Genomic DNA, 20,037 nt, shown 5'->3' with positions numbered 1-20,037 from the left:
TAAAAAAAAAGAAAAAAATTTTTTAAAAAGAATTAATATAGAAAAAATAAAAGAAAAACATATTATTATGTATTCTGTATAAAAATATAACATATGTTTCATAATATTGATATTGTATTTATTTAAATATATGATAAATAAAAAAAGAAAAAATATATGCTAACGTAGTCATAAACAAAAATTGTAAAATTGGCCATTTCCAAGATTTTGTTTCTCTTTTTATTATAGAAATAGTACTTATACATTGCATAGAAAATGCATAAAAAAATAATAAAGAAATTCCTGTTGGAAATGAATAAATTAGTTTAGTATTTTTTTTAATATCTTTTTCTATTTTATTTTCTTTTTCTTCAAGTTTATATAATGAATTCATGGTACTAACAAATACTTCTCTTGCTACAATAGAGGATAGAATACCAATTCCTATTTTCCAGTCATATCCAAGTGGAATTATAATCGGTTCTAATTTTTTTCCAAATATTCCCAAATAAGAATTATCTAATTCATTTTCTTGTATATTAAAAAATATATTTTTTTTTTTATCATTATAATCTTTTACTGGACCAAATGTCCCTAAAACCCAAATTAATACATTAACCAATAATATTATTTTTCCTGTATTTAAAATAAAAGATTTTATATGTATCCATAAACTTATAAATACATTTTTAAATGTAGGTATTTTATAAGTAGGTAATTCCATAATAAAACAACTATCATAATTCTTTTTTAAATACTTATGAAGTAAAATTGCTATAATAAAAGAACATAAAATTCCTATAATATACATTCCCATTAAAACTATCCCTCTCAATTGTACAAAACCCCATTTTACATTAGGGATAATTGAAGATATTATTAAAGTATAAATAGGAAGTTTTGCAGAACAAGTCATAAAAGGAGTCATCAAAATTGTTATCAAACGGTCTCTTGGATTTTCTATATGTTTAGAAGATATTATAGCTGGAATAGAACAAGCCATAGCTGAAATAATAGGAACTATACTTCTACCATTTAATCCAAATGGCCGCATAATTTTATCCATTAAAAAAATAACACGATTTATGTATCCACTTTCTTCCATAAGAAGAATAAAAAATAATAGAATAAAAATTTGTGGGATAAAACTTATAACTGTACTAATACCAGGTAATATTCCTTGTAAAAGAAAATCTTTTAAATGCCCAGAATACATAGTGTTATTTAATTTTTCTTGTGTAAAAGAAGAACATAATTCAATAAATTTTATAGGAGTTTCAGCCCAAAAAAATATAGATTGAAAAATAAAAAATAAAAAAAAGGAAAAAATTACATATCCCCAAAAATTATGTAGAACAAAAAGATTATCTATTTTTCTAAAAAATTCTAATTGATTATTTTTTTTATTAAATACATAAACAGTATGGGAAAATATTTTTTTTATCTCTTCATATCTATTTAAAGTTTCTTTTACTTGTAAACGTTTAGATATAATGTTATATTTTTTCTTAATGTTATCCAATAGAATATTTTTATTCAAAAATATTTTATTACAAGCTAAATAATACCAAGCTTTGTAAATATTTTCTATTTTAAGATTATTTTTTACATCTTTTATTGCAAGGTGATTAGATAAAGATAAATTTGTATTAAAAAAATATGATGATTTTTTTTTATTTCTTATTTTTTTTAATTTTTTTTTAACAATGTCTAAACCAATACCTTTTCTTGCATCTATTAAAATAATTTCTGTTTTTAAAAACTTTTTTAATTTTTTTATTTTTATGTAAATTCCTTTTCTTTTTGCTTCGTCTAACATATTTAATAGGAGCAAAATAGAAAATCCTAAATCTTGTAATTGTCTGAATAGAAGTAAACTTTTTTTCAAATTTGACGAATCTATTACAAAAATAATATGATCTGGAGTTTCTATATTTTCTAATAATAAGTTATTAATTACTTTTTCACTGTCAGATGATGGATATATGCTATAAGTTCCAGGTAAATCTATTATTTGATAATTTATTTTATCATAAAAAAAATACCCTATTTTTTTATCTACTGTAACTCCTAAATAGTTCCCTACCTTTTGATTTAATCCAGTTAATTTATTAAATAGAGAAGTTTTTCCTACATTAGGATTTCCCAAAAGAGCTAATTTTATATTTCTTCTTTGCATCATCTTTTTTTTCATTTACAGGTTCTATTAAAATATTTTCTGCTTCTTTTTTTCGTAAAACTAAACAAGATTGTTCATAACTTATACATAATGGATCACAAAAAATAGAAATAAAAATTACTTCTATTTTTACTCCAGGTAATACTCCTAATTCTAATAATTTTATTGGTATATTTTTATGTTTAAATCCTTTAATAATACCTTTTTCTCCTTTTTTTAAATTATATAAATCCAAAATTTATGTTTTAAATTTTTTTTATTAAATTTATGAAATGACATCTTTTTTTATAAAATCAATACAACTATTATTTAGCATTTCTATTTTAATTTTTTTTCATGAATTGGGTCATTTCTTTTTAGCAAAATTATTTAAAGTTAGAGTGGAAAGATTTTTTTTATTTTTTGATCCATGGTTCTCTTTATTTAAAAAGAAAATAGGAGATACAATTTACGGAATTGGATGGTTACCTTTTGGTGGATATGTTAAAATATCTGGAATGGTAAATAATGAAAAAAAAGATAAATTAATAACAGAAAATACTTGTAAATTTTATTCTCAAACTTCAATTAGAAGATTACTAATTATTTCAGGAGGTATTATATTTAACGCAATATTATCTATATTAATTTTCACATTTTTATTGTTTAAGTATGGAGAAATTAATATACCAATAGAAAATGCAAAATATGGAATAGAAACTGATGCTTTAGGTAAAGAAATAGGGTTAAAAAATGGAGATGTAATATTATCTATTAATGGTAAAAAAATAAAATATTTCAATGAAATACCTCAAGAAATTTTTATAGGTAATATTATAATTGTAAATCGTATGGGAAAAATAATGAAATTATATTTAAATAACAGTAAAAAAAGTTTGATTTTTGATAGAAAATACACAACGCTTCCTATTAAACCAAGAATTCCATCTGTTATAAGTTACATTTTCAAAAACTCAATTGCTGAGAAATATAAGCTAAAAATTGATGATGAAATATTATCTGTTGATACTGGAGAAATACTGTTCTATGATCAAATAAAAGAGGCTTTATTTAGACAAAGGAATGAAACATTTTTAATTTCTATTAATAGAGATGGAGATTTTATGCAAAAAAAAATACATATGAATTCAAAAGGAATTTTAGGAGTTTGTTTAAAAACATTTATGGATTTAGACGATATCTTTTTTTTCGAAAGGAAGCATTATTCTATTTTTGATAGTATTTATCATGGATTTATGAAAACATGGTATGTTTTAAAAAATCAAATATTATTTTTTAAAAATGTTTTTCATATAGAAACTAAAGCTTATAAGCAAGTAGGAAGTTTTTTCTCTATAGCAAAAGAATTTCCATCTAAATGGAATTGGGAGATTTTTTGGAATTTTACAGCAACTTTATCTATTTGGTTAGCCTTTATAAATTTATTTCCTATTCCGTCATTAGACGGTGGATATATTTTTTTTATTATAATAGAAATGTTAATAGGAAAAAAACTAAATGAAAAATTTATAGAACGTTGTACAATACTTGGATTTTTATTAGTTAGTTTTATGATGCTTTCCATTATTATTTGGGATATATTTAAAGTTTTTATTTATTAATTTTTTTGTTGTTTGTAGTTAAAGAAAAAAATATTACTTTCAGTTACTCCTATATCTAAAGAAAAATCGTTTTTGTGTATATCTTCAATCTTTTCTATAGGTGGAAAATAACTTAATCCTATTTTTATAATATTTTTATTGCACAAAGGAATAAATCTATCGTAAAAACCTTTTCCATATCCTACACGATATCCTTTTAAATCAAAAACTATTAAAGGAATAAATATTACATCTATAAGATAAATAGGAATATTTTTTTTATTAATAGGTTCTAAAATTCCATATTTATTTTCTTTTAAAATAGTTTTTGTATTAAAACAACAGTTACCCATAGAAAAATCATTAAAATTTGTTACAGGAATTAATACATTTTTACCTTTATTCATAAGAAAATTTATAATAATAAATGTATTTATTTCTTTAAGTTTTTTTATTGGTAAATAAATATTATAGTATTTTTTATTCCACAAAGAGATTTTTTTAACTTTATAAAAAATATTTATACTAATTCTTGAAATATCTTTTTTAGATAAACAATTTCTATATTGTAAATATTTTCTTCTAAGAATATTTTTTATATTCATTATAATTTAAATTATAGATTTTATAAAAGAAATTAGTATATCTATGAGTATTTTAGGTTTTTCTAAATGGCTCATATGCCCTGTTGATATTTTTGTAAAGTTAGTTTTAATACCTATTTTTGTTTCTTTATTAATAATTTCTTTTATATCAAGGATACTATCATATTCTCCAACTATATATAATTTTGGAAATTTTGTAGTTTTTAATAAAAATTCCCTATTTTTACGTAACATCATCCCTTTTAAAAAACAAGATATGCATTCATAATCAGTAGAAAAAGCAATTTTTTTAGCAAAAAAAATTTCTTTTTGTAAGGAAGATATATTATTTTTATTAAACCATGAATTTACACTATTATATACAAATAAAGGAAAATTTAGTTTAGATAAATGTATTCCTTGTATTCGTTTATTTTTTTTTTCAATTGTGTCTTGTTTTGCAGTAGAATGAAGTAAACATAGTCCTAAAAAAATATATGGATTTTTTTCTGCAAGTGCTAAAGATATATACCCCCCCATAGAATGACCTATTACAATTACTTTTTCTATATTTTCTTTTTTCAAAATTTCACCTACTATATTAGCCCCATCTTCCATGGTAAAAATGGTTTTTTTTCTCCATTTTATTGGAAATATGCTTTTTCCATGTCCAGGAAGATCAATAGAAATTATTCTATATTCTTTAGAAAGAATTTCATATATTAAATTCCATATTTCTGAGCTACCCATAAATCCATGTAATAAAACTATAGTGGGGATTTCTTTTTTTTTTAATCGAAAATTTTTTTTTACATAAAAAAAATTATAATCTATTGTCATATTATTTCAAATAATAAATTAATGCTAATCATAAATTGAATTTTATTCATTAAATAATACTCAATAATACCATAAATAATGTTATTAATAATAAATATTGGGAATTCCAATATAAGATTTGGAATTTTTATAAAAAAACAATTTAATTTCAAATGTTATTGTTCATGGATTATAAATAGCAAACCATACAGACAGTTAAATGAATATGTACACTTATTTATAAATATATATAATAAACATAATATTATTTTTCATGAAATTAAAAATATTGTTATTGGATCAGTAGTTCCTGAATTAACAGGAGTTATAAAATATTCTCTATATATAATACATAAAATTTATCCTATAATAATGGATAGATATTCTGTATCTCCTATAAAACATCATTATAATCAACTAGGTACTGACTTATATGCAAATGCTATTGCCGGATATACTTTGTATAAAAAAAAATTTAAAAATATTTTAATAATAGATTTTGGGACTGCATTAAGTTTAATTTGTGTTGATCCTTATGGAATTATAAAAGGAATAATTATCGCTCCAGGAGTAAATTCTTCCTTAATGGCTTTAATTGCAAATACTTCTTTATTATCAAATGAAAATGAAATAGAGTTAAAAAATCCTCCTATTTTGTTGGGAAAAAATACAATAGATTGTATACAAAGTGGATTAATATATGGATATTTAGGTATGGTAGAAGGATTTATAAACAGAATAAATAAAGAATTAAAAACAAAATGTTTGGTAATTTCTACTGGAGGTCAGTCTCATATATATTCTCCTTTGACAAAAAAAATTCATTATAACGATATACTACATACAATAAAAGGTTTGAAAATTTTATTTAATATAAAATATGGAATTTAAATTTAAATATTAATGCATCTTTTTATTTTATTTGATATAAATTTAAATTTTTTTTCAGATAACTTCATTCTAATTTTAAAAAAGTTAGCATCGCTTTCTTTATCCATAGGTATTAAATGAATATGTATATGTGAAATTTCAAATCCCATGATAAATAATCCTATTCTATTACAAGGAATTGCTTTTTCTATTCCTATAGCAATTTTTCTAGAAAAAGACATAATAGAGATAAAATCTCTTTCTGATAAAGAGAATATTTTATCTTTATTATGTTTTTTTGGAATAACTAAAGTATGTCCAATTTTTATTGGATTAATATCTAAAAATGCCATATAAAACTCATTTTCAGCAACTTTATAAGAAAGTACTTCATTTTTAATTATTTTATGAAATATATTATTATTCACTAAAATAAATTTCTAAAATTTCATAGTCAATTTTCATTTTATTAGGTAGATTTATCCTAGTTATTTGTCCTACTTGTTTGCCAAGTAATCCAATAGATATAGGAGTATTAATAGAAATTTTTCCTAATTTTAAATCTGCTTCACCTTCTGGAACTAAAGTGTATATTTGTTCACCTCCATAAGTTAAGTTTTTTACTTTTACTGTAGAAAGTATAGAGACTCTTGTTCTGTTTATTTTTGATCCATCTATAATACGTGCGTTAGATAATTTTTTCTTTAATTTTGATATATTCATTTCTAAAAAACCTTGTGCTTCCTTTATCGCATCATATTCAGCATTTTCTGATAAATCACCTTTATCTCTAGCTTCAGCTATTTGTAGTGAAATCTTATGTCTCTCTACATTTTCCAATCTTTCTATTTCTTTTTTCAATTTTTTTAATCCTTCTTTAGTTATATACTCAAATTTTTTCATTATTATTTTTTTTGTGTTACTCTTAAAATTAAAGTTATATGATTATAAAAAAATATTAGTGTATTTTATCCATATACTATATAATTCAATTAAATACATGTGTACAACAACAATAATCATGTATAAATAAGATATTACTAAATAATAATGATATTTATTAATTATATCCTATAATATATAAAATTAGCATATAGTACAAGTATATATAATATATCTAAGTATAGGGTATAGGGTGGTTAGTAATATTGAAAAAAATAATAAAAAATTATTCTATTCTAGTAATATTAGCACCAATAGATTGCAATCTTAGTTCAATATTTTCATATCCTCTTTCTATTTGTTCTATATTTTTTATTATACTAGTACCTTTAGCAGAAAGAGCAGCAATAAGTAGAGAAATTCCAGCTCTTATATCTGGAGAATTTAGTATAGATCCACGTAAATATGATTTATGATTTAGCCCGATTACGGTTGCTCTGTGAGGATCACATAATATTATTTGTGCACCCATTTCAATTAAATTATCTATAAAAAATAATCTACTCTCAAACATTTTTTGATGAATTAAAACACACCCTTCAGCTTGAGTTGCCACTACAGTTAAAATACTTAATAAATCTGGAGTTAATCCTGGCCATGGAGCATCTGATATAGTTAGAATAGCGTTATTTAATAATTTTTTTATTTTATAAAATTTTTGAAATGGAATATAAATATCATCTTGTTTTCTGTTAATTTTTATACCCATTTTTTCAAATACATTTGGAATAATTCCTAAATTTTTCCAACTTACATTTTTAATACATATTTCAGAGCAAGTTATAGCTGCTAAACCTATCCAACTACCAATCTCTACCATATCTGGTAGTATAGTATGTATACATCCTTTTAATTCATATACTCCTGTAATATTTAATAAGTTAGTTCCAATACCTTTTATTTTTGCACCCATATTATTTAACATTTTGCATAATTGTTGTATATATGGTTCACATGCAGCATTATAAATTATAGTTTTTCCTTTTGCTAAAGTAGAAGCCATTATTATATTTGCAGTTCCTGTTATGGATGCTTCTTCCATTAAAATATATTTACCATGTAATTTATTTTTAGAATGTAAATAAAAACATTTTAATTCATTGTTATAATGGATAATACCTCCTAATGATTTTAATCCGTTTAAATGAGCATCTAGTCTTCTTCGTCCAATTCTATCTCCACCTGGAATAGGTATATATACTTTTCCTAGTCTTGTAAGTAATGGGCCAGCTATCATAATAGAACCTCTAATAGATTTTCCATGTTTCCTAAATTTTTCTGTATTTAGATATTCAGTATTTATATCTTTTGCTTGAAATGTATAATCTCTTTCTCCATTTTTTTTTACAATTACTCCTAAATTTTTAATAATTTTAATTAAACATTTTACGTCACCTATTTTTGGAATGTTTTTTATTCTAACTTTATCAGATGTTAGTAACGAAGCACATAAAACTTGTAAAGATTCATTTTTAGATCCCTGTGGAAAAATTTGACCCTTTAAAGAATTTCCCCCCTTTATTTTAAATACTCCCATTACTTACTTTATTTTTTTTTTTTTTAAGAAATAAGGACCTTGTAGTAAGGTAGAAAAATCATGTTTTTTTAAACATATTTTACCTTTAGAAAGTTTTTTTAGATCATTAAAAATAATATCATTTTCCACTATATTTTTGTTCCATCTTAAATAGTTTTTTTTCATAGTGTTAGCTATAGCATAAAACCATTCTTCCTTTTTTTGTTCATTTTTACAATTAATAGCTACATTGATCATATTTCTAACTATTTTTCCATAATAACGGAAACTAGTTAAATATTCTGGATACACAATTTTTTTTTCAAAAAATCTAAATTTTTTTGTATTTCTTATAGTGAAAGGAGTATCAACATCAAGTTTGTATTTTGACATAATTAATAATTGATTCCATAATTTATATTGAAAAAAAGGAAAAGATTTTTTTAATTTAAAATTCATAAACTCTTTCATTAACTTTATTATTTTTAATGCACAAAGATTACGTTTTTCTCTATTTTTAATGTTTATTGCATAATCTATCATTTTATGAATATTTCTACCATATTCTGGTATAACCAATTTTAAACGATCTGTATTATATTCCATATTAATTTTTATATAAAAATTTAATATTTTATCTTACTTATTTTTTTCATAAGGTACTTTATAAGATATTTCATCTAGTGTCCATAAAATTTTTTTTTTAAAAATATTTTTTCTTACACTACATAAAATATTTGAACAATATGAACAATGATATTTACAACAAGCATCTACGTGAACAGATAGTTCTACTCTATCTCCAAATTTATTTTTAGTTATTTTAGATAATTTTTCTATTTCTTTATTAGATTCTTTAATATTAAAAAACCATGGTAATGTTAAATGACAATCTACGTGAAGTGCACTTCCATATTTAATAATTTTTAAATGATGAAGGTCAATCCAATAAATATTTCTTTTTTGGTTTATATATGAAGATAATATTTGTAGCAATTTTTTATCAGAAGCATCCATAATACCAGCTGCAGAGTTTTGTAATAGTTTAATCCCTGTATATAACACTACGGTAGAAAATACAGAAGATATAATAGGATCTATCCATATACATTTAGTTTTATTTAATATAATCAATCCTAAAACTATTACAAAAGTAGAATAAGTATCTATTTTAAGATGTTTACCACTAGCAATTAAAACTAATGTTCCATTTTTATTTCCTATCTTGCATGCTATAAATCCTAAAAAATAGTTTATTACTGCTGTTATAGACATTAAAAGTATTCCATAGTTTAATTTGTATAATAAAATTTTATCATGATGCATATGATATTGAGTACGTACAAAAGTATTTGCAAAAATGGTTATTCCAGCAATGAATATTAAACATCCTTCTATAGCTGTGGAGATAAATTCTATTTTTCCATGTCCATATGGATGATTTCTATCTTTTGGTAAAGAAGAAATATAAATACTTAATAATCCTATAAATCCACTAATTATATTAATTACACTTTCAATTGCATCACTAAATATAGATAATGAAGAAGTAATATTCCAAGTTTTCCATTTAACAATAAAAAAAATAATAGATACAAAACAAATTATCTTTTGCAAGATGAAATTTATTTTAACTTTTTCTAAACTTTTCATTAAAAAAAATATTATGGAATCAATTTATATTTATATTATAAGTTTTTATATTTTATATTAAAATAAGTTTATTTAATTTCAATAAAATTCTTTTTTCTCCGAATTTTTTAAAAAGGACTGTTACAATTTCGTTTGTTTTATAAAATCCAAAATTAATAATAATTCCTATTCCAAAATTAGGATGAAATACTTTCATTCCTTTTTCTATTTTTTTTTCACATGTTATTTTTTTTTTTTCAAAAGAATATTTTTTAAAATTAAAAGATAAAGATTTAAGTTTTTTTTCTTTGTTTTCTATTTTTATAAGTACTTTATTCATTTCGTTAATAAATCTACTATGGGTATTTTTCTTTTTTTCTCCCCATAAAAATCTATATTTAGAATAAGATAACATAGCAATTTTTTTCGCTCTAGTTAAAGCAACGTAAAATAATCTACGTTCTTCTTCTATTTTTAATGGATTATTATAACTTGATTTTGATGGAAATAAATTTTCTTCTAATCCAGTTATAAAAACTACAGGAAATTCTAATCCTTTTGATAAATGAATTGTCATAAGTGAAACTTTGTTTTTTTCATGTATGTTATTTTTATTAATGTCTTTATCATTTTCATGTTCTTCTAAATAAAAATTTTGTATAAATTCTGATAAACTAGGATTTTCATTATTTCCAAATTGTTTTTTTTCATCAATGTAAAAACTTATATTATCAATAATATATTGTAAGTCATTAATTTTTTCTGTTGGGTTTTCTTTAAGGAAAAAATATATTATATTTTTTATATCTTCTTTAATATTTTTCTTATTTAAATTTTTTTTTATGTTATCTATTTCAAAAAAGAAATTATTTAGTTTGTCTATTGTAGTTTTTTTTATTTTAAAAAAAATCTTATAATAATTAATGTTTTTTACTATATCATATATTCTTATTTTTTTTTCTTTTGAAAAATTTAATATAGAATCAAAAGTTTTTTTATATTCTATTTTTTTTTTTAGTATACGTAATAGAGATGGTTCATCGTAATGATTTATTATAATACGTAAATAAGATAAAAAATCTCTAATTTCTTTTCTATTTTCTAATGAAATATTTCCATATATTTTATATGGAATTTTCATTTTTTTTAATGTAAATTCTATAATTTTTGATTGGAAATTTGCTCTATAAAGAATAGCAAAACTATTATACTGTAATTCTTTTTGTTTCTTTATAGAAAGAATAGAAGATGCAATATATTGTGCTTCATCTGTTTCAGATGAAGCACAATATATTTTAATTTTTTCTCCTTTTTCATTGTTGGTCCAAATTTTTTTATATATTTGGTTCTTGTTACATGCTATAACATAATTAGATGCTTGTACTATTGAATCAGTAGAACGATAATTTTGTTCTAAACGAAAAATTTTTGCTTTTTTATAATGAACATGAAAATTAAGAATATTTGAAATATTTGCTCCACGAAAAGAATAGATACTTTGAGCATCATCTCCAACTGCAAAAATATTTTTGTATTTATAATATAGATTTTTTATTATACAATTTTGAGATATATTTGTATCTTGATATTCATCAATTAAAATATATTTAAATTTATTTTGATATTTTATAAGAATATCAGGATAATAGTAGAATAAACGATTAGTATGAAGCAAAATATCATCAAAATCTAATGCTCCTGCATTATAACAACGTTTTGCATATAATTTATATATTTTATAAAAAAAATTATTTTTATTTTTAATGCAATACAAATTATTTTTATATTCTGATATTCTGTTTTTTATTTCTTTAGGATGAAAATTTTTGTCAAAACTAATATCTTTTAATATTTGTTTTATAACATTTTCTGAATCTTTTTGATCATAAATAGTATAATTTGATTTATATCCAATGTAATGTGATTCGGCTCTTAAAATTCTAGAAAATATTGAATGAAAAGTCCCTATGGTAATTTTACTTAATTCCGTTTTATTTATCATTATAGAAATCCTATTTTTCATTTCTCTTGCAGCTTTATTAGTAAAAGTTATTGCTAATATATTGCTAGGATTAATTCCTATTTTTTTTATCATATAAGCTATACGATATGTAATTACACGGGTTTTACCTGAACCTGCTCCCGCAATAACAAGTATAGGACCATAAATGGTTTCAATTATTTTTTTTTGAATATGATTCAAATCTTTATTCATTTATGAATAAACTTTGTATTTTATTTTTTTTATAATATCTTTGAAAAATGTGTTTTTCTTTTCTAAGAAAATTGGGGTTTTTTTCAAAAAATTTTTTAGCAATTGGAATTATTTCTTTTATTATTTTCAAATCTTCTGAAAAATTTACAATTTTAAAATAGTCTTTTCCACTTTGTTCTGTACCTATTAAGTTCCCACTACCTCTTAATTTTAGATCTTCTTTCGCTATTTCCAATCCATCGTTTGTACTACACATTTTTTTCATTCTAAGTATTCCTTCTATACTTATTTTTTTTTCTGTAATTAGTATACAATAACTTTGATGAATACTTCTACCTACCCTGCCTCTTAACTGATGTAACTGAGATAATCCAAAAAAATTAGCATTTTCTATTAAAATAACTGTAGCATTAGGTACATCTATTCCTACTTCTATAACAGTTGTAGTAGTTATTATTTTTGTTTTCCCATTTAAAAATTGCTTCATTTGAATTTCTTTTTCTTGAATATTCATTTCTCCATGTAAAATTCCTATTTCATTCTTTATATTTTTAAATTTTTCTTTTATTTTTTCATATCCATTTATTAAACAAGTATATTTATTTATTTTAGATTCGTTTATAATAGGATATACTATATATATTTGCTTACCTTCTAACAATTGGTTTTTTATAATTTCAAATGCTTTATCTCTGTTTTCACTAAAACAATGAATAGTTTTTATAGATTTTCTACCTTTTGGTAAATTTTCAAGTATAGAAATATTTAAATCATTATATATAGCTTTTGCTAGAGTTCTAGGTATAGGTGTAGCAGTCATTATTAACACATGTGGTAAAAATTTACATTGTTTGCATATTTTTTCTCTTTGTTCTACTCCAAAACGTTGTTCTTCATCTATCACTAATAATCCTAGATTATTAAATATAACTTTTTTATATATTAAAGCGTGAGTCCCTATTATAACAGAAATTTTTCCTGAATAAATTTTGTTGTATATATCTTTTCTTATTGATTTTTCAACAGATCCTGTTAAAAGAACTGTATTTATACCAATTTTAGAAAATATTTTTTTTATATAATAATAATGTTGTACTGCTAAAATTTCAGTAGGAGCCATAAAACAGGATTGAAATCCATTATCTAATGCAGTTAATATTGATAATATTGCTATTATAGTTTTCCCACTACCAACATCTCCTTGTAGTAATCTCTTCATTTGAATTGGTTTTTTCAAATCATTCCAAATTTCTCTAAATACTTTTTTCTGTCCATTGGTTAAATCAAAAGGCATGAAATATTTGTAAAACATATTAAATTTTTCACCTATTTTATTAAATGGTCTACTATATGAAATTTTTTTTTTTGATAAAAAAAATAATTTAAGTATAAATAATTCTTCAAATTTTAAAGAATATTTTGCTTGTAATAATTTTTTAAAAGATATTGGAAAATGTATTTGAATTAACGCTAATTTTCTTGACATTAATTGTTTTTTAACATAATTTTGGAAACAAAAATCACCTATATTTATATTATTATTATTTAATTTTTTTATTATACACAATAAAATATTTCTTATAAGAAAATTATCAATACCTTTTTTTTTAAGTTTTTTAGAAATGTTGTAAACAGGATATATAGATATAATTTTTTTATAATTTTGTAAGTTTTGAATGTTTGGATGAATAATTTGAATTTTTTTTTGAAAAATAATTATTTTTCCAGAAACTATTACTTTTATATTTTTTCTTAAATTTTTTAAAAAATAAGTTTTACGGAACCATATTAATTCAATAAATCCAGTTTCGTCTTCTAAACGAGCTATAACAATCTTTCCTTGTTTATTTTTATAATCTATTTCTTTTGTATTTGTAATAATACCCAATATTTGTACTAGATTATTACAAATTTTTGTATTTGATAATTCTGATATTTTTTTTACGAAAGAATAGAAAATATATTTTTTTGGGTAGAAAAAAAGAAAATCTTCATATGTATATATATTTAATTCGGAATTTAATAGATTAATTTTTATAGAACTTAAACCTTTTAAATGTTCTATAGATTTTTTTAAAATATTTTTGCATGACATGTTATTCTCATTCAATATTGTAAAAAATATTTAATTTTGTTAAAAAATAAAGTATGGACATTTAGCTCAGCAGGTTTAGAGCAATACTTTGACAGAGTATAGGTCATCGGTTCGAATCCGTTAATGTCCACATAAACTGTGTAATATACTAATATTCTTGTTTTATGATTTTAATTACTACAGTAAGAGAAGGTGAATCAATTGATAAAGCATTAAAAAAATGCAAAAAAAAATTTGATAAGACTAGAGTCTTAAAAGAGTTTAGAGAAAGACAACAATATATAAAACGGTCAGAATGTAGAAGAAATGAAATATTAAGAGCTAAATATAGGGAACGTATAAAATCAAAAAAAGAAGAGTAATTTTTATGTCTTTTATTTATAAAAATGATTCAAAGTCTGTTTTTGGTTTGATTGGTAGAAATATAAAATATTCTTTTTCTAAAAAATTTTTCTCTGATAAATTTATAAAGGATTCTATACATAATTCTGTTTATAAAATTTATGATATTTCTACAATAGAAAAAGTTATTATGATATTTGATAATCCTTATTTGAAAGGATGTAATGTTACCATTCCTTATAAAATAAGTATAATTCCTTTTTTAAATGAAATAGATCCTATTGCAAAAAATATAGGATCAATAAATGTTATAAAAATAAATAATAAATATAAAATTGGATATAATACAGACATATTAGGATTTGAGATCTCTTTAATAAATTACTTACATGAAAATTTATATTTATTTGGAACTAAAATGAATATGAATGCCTTAATTTTAGGAACAGGTGGCGTATCTAAAACAATTTCTTATGTTTTAAATAAATTTAAAATATCATATAAATATGTTTCAAGAATAAAAAAAAAAAAATGCAATTACATCCTATCTTATGAAGAAATAAATAAAGATGTATTAAAAACATATAAAATTATTATTAATTGTACTCCTGTAGGTACTTATCCAAATATAAATTTATGTCCTAATATACCATATGAATATCTTTCTGAAGAACATTATCTTTATGATTTAGTTTATAATCCAGAAAAAACACTTTTTTTAAAAAAAGGTGAAGAAAGAGGAACTAAAATTAAAAATGGATTAGAAATGTTATATATACAAGCTGAAGAATCTTGGAAAATATGGAATTCATAATATAATTTTCTAAATGAAAATTTTTATGGAAAGAGCCATACAATTATCTAAAAATGGACTTGGATTTACTTATCCTAATCCTATGATGGGGTGTGTTATAGAAAAAAATGGAAAAATCATTTCGGAAGATTGGTTATATAAAAAAGGGACAGGGCATGCAGAAGAAAAAGCTATTAATAATGTAAAAAATAAAGATTTTTTTTTAGGATCTACTATTTACATAACATTAGAACCATGTTTTTATAACGGTAAAAAACAATCTTGTGTTGATTTAATTATAAATAATCTTATTTCTAGAGTAGTAATTGGAACTAAAAATCCTAAATATAAAGGAATAAGTATAAAAAAATTAAGAGAAAACGGAATAGAAGTTATAGAAGATTTTTTAAAAAAAAATATTTATATTTTAAATAAACGTTTTTTTACTTTTTATAAAAAACGTCGCCCTTATATTATATTACAATGGAGTCAAAGTTATAATGGATTATTAAAAATGAATAATATTAATCATTGTAATATTTATTATAAACAAATAGTTCATAAATGGATATCTGAAGAAAATGGAATTTTAACAGGAAAAATAAATTGTAATAAAAAATTTTTTTATACTAAATGGTTTGGTAGAAATCCTATAAGAATTTTTATTGATAAAGAATTAAAAGGGGATAATTCTTGTTTACTTTTAGATGATTATATAAAAAATATTGTTTTTACAGAAAAAAATAGGAAGAACGAAAAAAATACGGAATATATACGAATAAATTTTAATAAAAAAACAATAAAAAATATATTAATTCATCTATATAATAGAAATATTCAATCTATTATTGTAGAAGGGAACATAAGTATTTTATATTCTGTTATTAGAAAAAGTATTTGGGATGAATGTAGAATTTTAATACATGATACTTTTTTTAAAAATGGATTAATAATTCCTAAAATAAATGGAAAAATTTTTAAGGAAATAAATTTTAATAAAAATAAAATCATTTTTGTATCTTCTTTAGGAAAAAATTTTTAAATTTTTTTTATAATGTCTATAAAAATAACAAAAGAATGCATAAATTGCGGAGCTTGTGAACCTGAATGTCCTAACAATGCAATTTATGAAGGAGGAAAAAATTGGAGGATGTCAGATGGAACTTCTTTAAAAAAAAAAATGAAATATACTTTTTTGCAAAATCCAATAAAAAATGATATTTATTTCATTGTATCAGAAAAATGTACAGAATGTGTAGGATTTTATGAAGAACCACAGTGTATTTCAATATGTCCAGTTAATTGTTGTATTTTTGATAGCAATAATACAGAAACTAAAGAAGAACTTATTAATAAAAAATTATTTTTACATAATAAATAAAATGAAATACAATTGGAATATATTTTTACAACAGGAAAGTAAAAAAGATTATTTCAAAGAATTAAAAGAAATTCTTACTTTAGAATATGATAAATTTGTTTGTTATCCAGATAAAAGTAAAATTTTATCTTTTTTTCAGTATTGTCCTTTTTCTAATTTAAAAGTAGTTATCATTGGGCAAGATCCTTATTATAAAGAGAATCAAGCTGATGGCCTTTGTTTTTCTGTACCTATTGGTATTCCATTTCCTCCATCTTTAAGAAATATATTTTTAGAAGTAAAAAATTGTTTTAATCGTAAATTTTTTCCTTATAGTGGATCATTAATACGTTGGGCTATACAGGGAGTATTGTTATTAAATTCTATATTGACAGTTAGAAAAGATTCCCCTGGATCTCATAAAAATATAGGATGGAGAATATTTACAGATAGTATTATACATGTTATTTCTAATAAAAAAAAGAATATTGTTTTTCTTTTATGGGGGAAATATGCAAAAGAAAAATCTTATTTAATAAATTCTGATAACAACCATTATGTTTTAAAAACGTCACATCCTTCTCCTTTTTCAGCAAATATTGGTTTTTTTGGATCAAAACATTTTTTAAAAACCAATTTTTTTTTACAAAAAATTGGTTTATGTTATATTTGCTGGTAATAAAAATTACATATGAATAGAACGATTTTCAAAGTTTAATAATGCTGCTTCTTTGAATGCTTCACTTAAAGTAGGATGTGGATGACATATTCTGTATATATCTTCAGAAGAAGAATAAAATTCCATTGCAACAGTTCCTTCCATTATCATATCTCCTGCATGTTCTCCTATTATATGTATTCCTAATATTTCATCTGTTTTTTTATTAGATATCATTTTTAAAAAACCATCTGTACATCCATTAGTATGAGCCCTACCTAATGATTTCATTGGAAATATACCTATGTTATATTTTATTTTTTTATTAATAATTTCATTTTCTGTATATCCTACACTAGCTACTTCTGGATAAGTATATATTACTGATGGAATTAAGTGATAATTTAATTTATTTAGTTTTTTCCCATTTATATGTTCTATAACATGCAACCCTTCTTCTTCTGCCTTATGTGCTAACATTTTTCCACCTATTACATCACCAATAGCGTATATATTTTCTACTGAACTTTGTAAATAATCATTAACAATAATAAATCCTTTTTCATTTGTTTTAATTCCTATATTTTCTAGTTCTAGATGTTTTGTATATGGTACTCTACCTATTGCTACTAAACAGTAGTCCCCAGTAAATAAAAAATTTTCTCCCTGAAAATTTTTTGCTGTTACAACAACTTCTTCGTTTTTTCCTAAAGTTATATCAGAAATAGATAAAGAAGTTTGTATGTTTATTGAATGTTTTTTTAATATGTTTTGTACTCCTTTACTTAAAGAAATATCCATGTTGGAAATAATTCTATCTATAGAATCTATAATAGTAATTTTACTCCCTAACCTACTAAAAATTGATCCTAATTCTATTCCAATTATTCCTCCTCCTATTATTATTAATTTTTTTGGAATATTATTCATGTTTAATGCTTCTGTAGAATAAATAACTTTATTATTAATATTATGATAATTGAAATTTTTTATTTTTAATGGTTTTGATCCAGTAGAAATTATACAGAATTTAAAATGTATTTTTATTTCTTCTTTTAAAGAAATGCTATTTTTTATAGATAAAATATTTTTTGATTGAAAAACTCCAATTCCTTTATAAATATCTATTTTATTTTTTTTTATTAAATAGTTTATTCCATTATTTAAATTTTCAATTATTTTATTTTTTCTATACATCATTTTTTCTAAATCAAAATGTAATTTTTCAAAAAAAATTCCATGTGATTTAGAATATTTTTCTGATAAAAAAAAACGTTTAGAAGATTCTAATAACGATTTTGATGGAATACAACCAACATTCAGACAGGTCCCTCCTAAATTTTTATGTTTTTCTATTATTGCGATTTTAAATCCAAGTTGACTAGCACGAATAGCGGAGATATAACCTCCTGGTCCAGATCCAATTATTACAATATCGTATAAATTCTTCATATAATAAATTTTATTTTAAATGAAGAATAAAATTACATATTTAATATGTATGCAAAAATAAGGGGGGCTACTATAGTAGCATCTGATTCAATAATAAATTTTGGAGTATCTTTATCAAGTTTTCCCCAAGTTATTTTTTCATTTGGGATTGCTCCTGAATATGATCCATAACTAGTATTTGAATCAGATATTTGGCAAAAGTATGACCAAAATGGAGTAGTATCATATCCTATATCTTGTGATAACATAGGAACTACGCAAATTGGAAAATCTCCAGAAATTCCTCCACCTATTTGAAAAAATCCTATTTTATGATTAATACATTCTTTTTTATACCATTCTGCTAAATACGTCATATATTCTATTCCATTTTTAACAAGAAATGGTTTAAATAATTTTTTCATACAATATGAAGCAAATAAGTTCCCAATTGTACTATCTTCCCACCCAGGTATTATTAATGGAATATTTTTTTTTGCTGCTGCTAATACCCAACTATATTTTGGATTTATATCATAATATGGTTCTAAAATATTTTCTAATAATAATTGATAAATATATTCATGTGGAAAATATCGTTCTGATTTTCTTTTAGCTCTTTCCCATACCATAAGTATATGTCTTTGTAATTTTTTAAAGGCTTTTTCCTCTGGAATACAAGTATCTGTAACTCTACAATAACCTTTTTTTAATAATTTTTTTTCTTCATTAGGAGTTAAATCTCTATAATTGGGAATTTTAATATAATGAGAATTAGCAATTAAATTTAGTATGTCTTCTTCTAAATTAGCTCCTGTACAAGAAATAATATGAACTTGGTTATTCCTAATCATTTCAGCTAAAATTTTACCTAGTTCTGCTGTACTCATTGCACCTGCTAGTGTTATCATCATTTTCCCATTGTTATTTATATGTGTTTTATATGATTTAGCAGCTTCATGTAAAGTTAAAGCGTTAAAATGAAGAAAATATTTTTCAATAAAATAAGATATGGAATGATCTTTCATAATAATGTATGTAA

General features: G+C 22.0%; 20 protein-coding genes and 1 tRNA gene. 8 read left to right on the top strand and 13 right to left on the bottom strand.

Annotated elements, in window-relative coordinates:
• Positions 1 to 118: 118 nt before the first annotated feature.
• Complete coding sequence (gene feoB / locus H0H76_RS02375; RefSeq protein ID WP_238783869.1) at positions 119 to 2,173, bottom strand: ferrous iron transport protein B; 2,055 nt, start codon at positions 2,171 to 2,173, stop codon at positions 119 to 121.
• Positions 2,115 to 2,393 carry a FeoA family protein gene (locus H0H76_RS02370; RefSeq protein ID WP_185855434.1) on the bottom strand — a complete coding sequence of 93 codons (279 nt, stop codon included), beginning with the start codon at positions 2,391 to 2,393 and terminating at the stop codon, positions 2,115 to 2,117. The genes feoB and H0H76_RS02370 overlap by 59 nt, the downstream gene beginning before the upstream one ends.
• Before the next feature lie 37 nt (positions 2,394 to 2,430).
• On the opposite strand from H0H76_RS02370, the gene rseP reads away from it, so the two are divergent.
• Entirely contained in the window at positions 2,431 to 3,759 is a 1,329-nt protein-coding gene (gene rseP, locus H0H76_RS02365; protein WP_185855433.1) for an RIP metalloprotease RseP, read from the top strand.
• On the opposite strand, the gene H0H76_RS02360 is transcribed toward rseP, so the two are convergent.
• The gene (locus tag H0H76_RS02360) at positions 3,756 to 4,343 is read right to left on the bottom strand and encodes a 5-formyltetrahydrofolate cyclo-ligase (RefSeq protein WP_185855432.1); all 588 of its coding nucleotides are present in this window, start codon (positions 4,341 to 4,343) and stop codon (positions 3,756 to 3,758) included. The genes rseP and H0H76_RS02360 overlap by 4 nt on opposite strands.
• Before the next feature lie 6 nt (positions 4,344 to 4,349).
• Positions 4,350 to 5,162 carry an alpha/beta fold hydrolase gene (locus tag H0H76_RS02355; RefSeq protein WP_185855431.1) on the bottom strand — a complete coding sequence of 271 codons (813 nt, stop codon included), beginning with the start codon at positions 5,160 to 5,162 and terminating at the stop codon, positions 4,350 to 4,352.
• Between the two features lie 78 nt (positions 5,163 to 5,240).
• Between H0H76_RS02355 and H0H76_RS02350 the strand changes: the two genes are divergently transcribed.
• Complete coding sequence (locus tag H0H76_RS02350; RefSeq protein WP_185855430.1) at positions 5,241 to 6,032, top strand: type III pantothenate kinase; 792 nt, start codon at positions 5,241 to 5,243, stop codon at positions 6,030 to 6,032.
• Positions 6,033 to 6,034: 2 nt separating this feature from the next.
• Here H0H76_RS02350 and H0H76_RS02345 read toward each other — a convergent pair whose 3' ends face one another.
• The 7 genes from H0H76_RS02345 to recG form a co-directional block, all read right to left on the bottom strand.
• Positions 6,035 to 6,439, bottom strand: coding sequence for an HIT family protein (locus H0H76_RS02345; protein WP_185855429.1), 405 nt, complete (start codon positions 6,437 to 6,439; stop codon positions 6,035 to 6,037).
• Positions 6,432 to 6,914, bottom strand: coding sequence for a transcription elongation factor GreA (gene greA / locus H0H76_RS02340; protein WP_185855428.1), 483 nt, complete (start codon positions 6,912 to 6,914; stop codon positions 6,432 to 6,434). The genes H0H76_RS02345 and greA overlap by 8 nt, the downstream gene beginning before the upstream one ends.
• Before the next feature lie 265 nt (positions 6,915 to 7,179).
• Entirely contained in the window at positions 7,180 to 8,490 is a 1,311-nt protein-coding gene (murA, locus tag H0H76_RS02335; RefSeq protein WP_185855427.1) for a UDP-N-acetylglucosamine 1-carboxyvinyltransferase, read from the bottom strand.
• Between the two features lie 3 nt (positions 8,491 to 8,493).
• Entirely contained in the window at positions 8,494 to 9,075 is a 582-nt protein-coding gene (locus tag H0H76_RS02330) for a DUF4290 domain-containing protein (RefSeq protein ID WP_185855426.1), read from the bottom strand.
• Positions 9,076 to 9,108: 33 nt separating this feature from the next.
• Positions 9,109 to 10,122, bottom strand: coding sequence for a cation diffusion facilitator family transporter (locus H0H76_RS02325; RefSeq protein ID WP_185855425.1), 1,014 nt, complete (start codon positions 10,120 to 10,122; stop codon positions 9,109 to 9,111).
• A gap of 52 nt (positions 10,123 to 10,174) precedes the next feature.
• Positions 10,175 to 12,316, bottom strand: a complete 2,142-nt coding sequence (locus H0H76_RS02320; RefSeq protein ID WP_185855424.1) for an ATP-dependent helicase — start codon at positions 12,314 to 12,316, stop codon at positions 10,175 to 10,177.
• Complete coding sequence (gene recG, locus H0H76_RS02315; protein ID WP_185855423.1) at positions 12,309 to 14,411, bottom strand: ATP-dependent DNA helicase RecG; 2,103 nt, start codon at positions 14,409 to 14,411, stop codon at positions 12,309 to 12,311. Before recG ends, H0H76_RS02320 begins: the two co-directional genes overlap by 8 nt.
• Positions 14,412 to 14,466: 55 nt before the next feature.
• On the opposite strand from recG, the gene H0H76_RS02310 reads away from it, so the two are divergent.
• The 6 genes from H0H76_RS02310 (at position 14,467) to H0H76_RS02285 (ending at position 17,585) form a co-directional block, all read left to right on the top strand.
• A tRNA-Val gene (locus H0H76_RS02310) sits at positions 14,467 to 14,541 on the top strand.
• Positions 14,542 to 14,575: 34 nt separating this feature from the next.
• Entirely contained in the window at positions 14,576 to 14,773 is a 198-nt protein-coding gene (rpsU, locus tag H0H76_RS02305) for a 30S ribosomal protein S21 (protein ID WP_185855422.1), read from the top strand.
• A 5-nt stretch (positions 14,774 to 14,778) separates the two neighbouring features.
• Positions 14,779 to 15,567: a shikimate dehydrogenase family protein gene (locus tag H0H76_RS02300; RefSeq protein ID WP_185855421.1), complete on the top strand. Its 789-nt coding sequence runs from the start codon at positions 14,779 to 14,781 to the stop codon at positions 15,565 to 15,567.
• 13 nt (positions 15,568 to 15,580) lie between these two features.
• Positions 15,581 to 16,588: a bifunctional diaminohydroxyphosphoribosylaminopyrimidine deaminase/5-amino-6-(5-phosphoribosylamino)uracil reductase gene (locus H0H76_RS02295; protein ID WP_238783868.1), complete on the top strand. Its 1,008-nt coding sequence runs from the start codon at positions 15,581 to 15,583 to the stop codon at positions 16,586 to 16,588.
• A 12-nt stretch (positions 16,589 to 16,600) separates the two neighbouring features.
• Positions 16,601 to 16,927 (top strand): 4Fe-4S dicluster domain-containing protein, encoded by a 327-nt coding sequence (locus tag H0H76_RS02290; protein WP_185855420.1) that lies wholly within the window; start codon positions 16,601 to 16,603, stop codon positions 16,925 to 16,927.
• A 1-nt stretch (position 16,928) separates the two neighbouring features.
• Positions 16,929 to 17,585, top strand: a complete 657-nt coding sequence (locus H0H76_RS02285) for a uracil-DNA glycosylase (RefSeq protein WP_185855419.1) — start codon at positions 16,929 to 16,931, stop codon at positions 17,583 to 17,585.
• Between the two features lie 6 nt (positions 17,586 to 17,591).
• On the opposite strand, the gene lpdA is transcribed toward H0H76_RS02285, so the two are convergent.
• The gene (gene lpdA / locus H0H76_RS02280; RefSeq protein ID WP_185855418.1) at positions 17,592 to 19,016 is read right to left on the bottom strand and encodes a dihydrolipoyl dehydrogenase; all 1,425 of its coding nucleotides are present in this window, start codon (positions 19,014 to 19,016) and stop codon (positions 17,592 to 17,594) included.
• Positions 19,017 to 19,048: 32 nt separating this feature from the next.
• Positions 19,049 to 20,023 carry a deoxyhypusine synthase family protein gene (locus H0H76_RS02275; protein WP_185855417.1) on the bottom strand — a complete coding sequence of 325 codons (975 nt, stop codon included), beginning with the start codon at positions 20,021 to 20,023 and terminating at the stop codon, positions 19,049 to 19,051.
• Positions 20,024 to 20,037: the final 14 nt, after the last annotated feature.

The sequence above is a fragment of the Blattabacterium cuenoti genome (genome assembly GCF_014251275.1).
Classification (GTDB): Bacteria; Bacteroidota; Bacteroidia; order Flavobacteriales; family Blattabacteriaceae; genus Blattabacterium; species Blattabacterium cuenoti_AG.
This window is presented reverse-complemented; position numbering and strand designations above follow the sequence as displayed.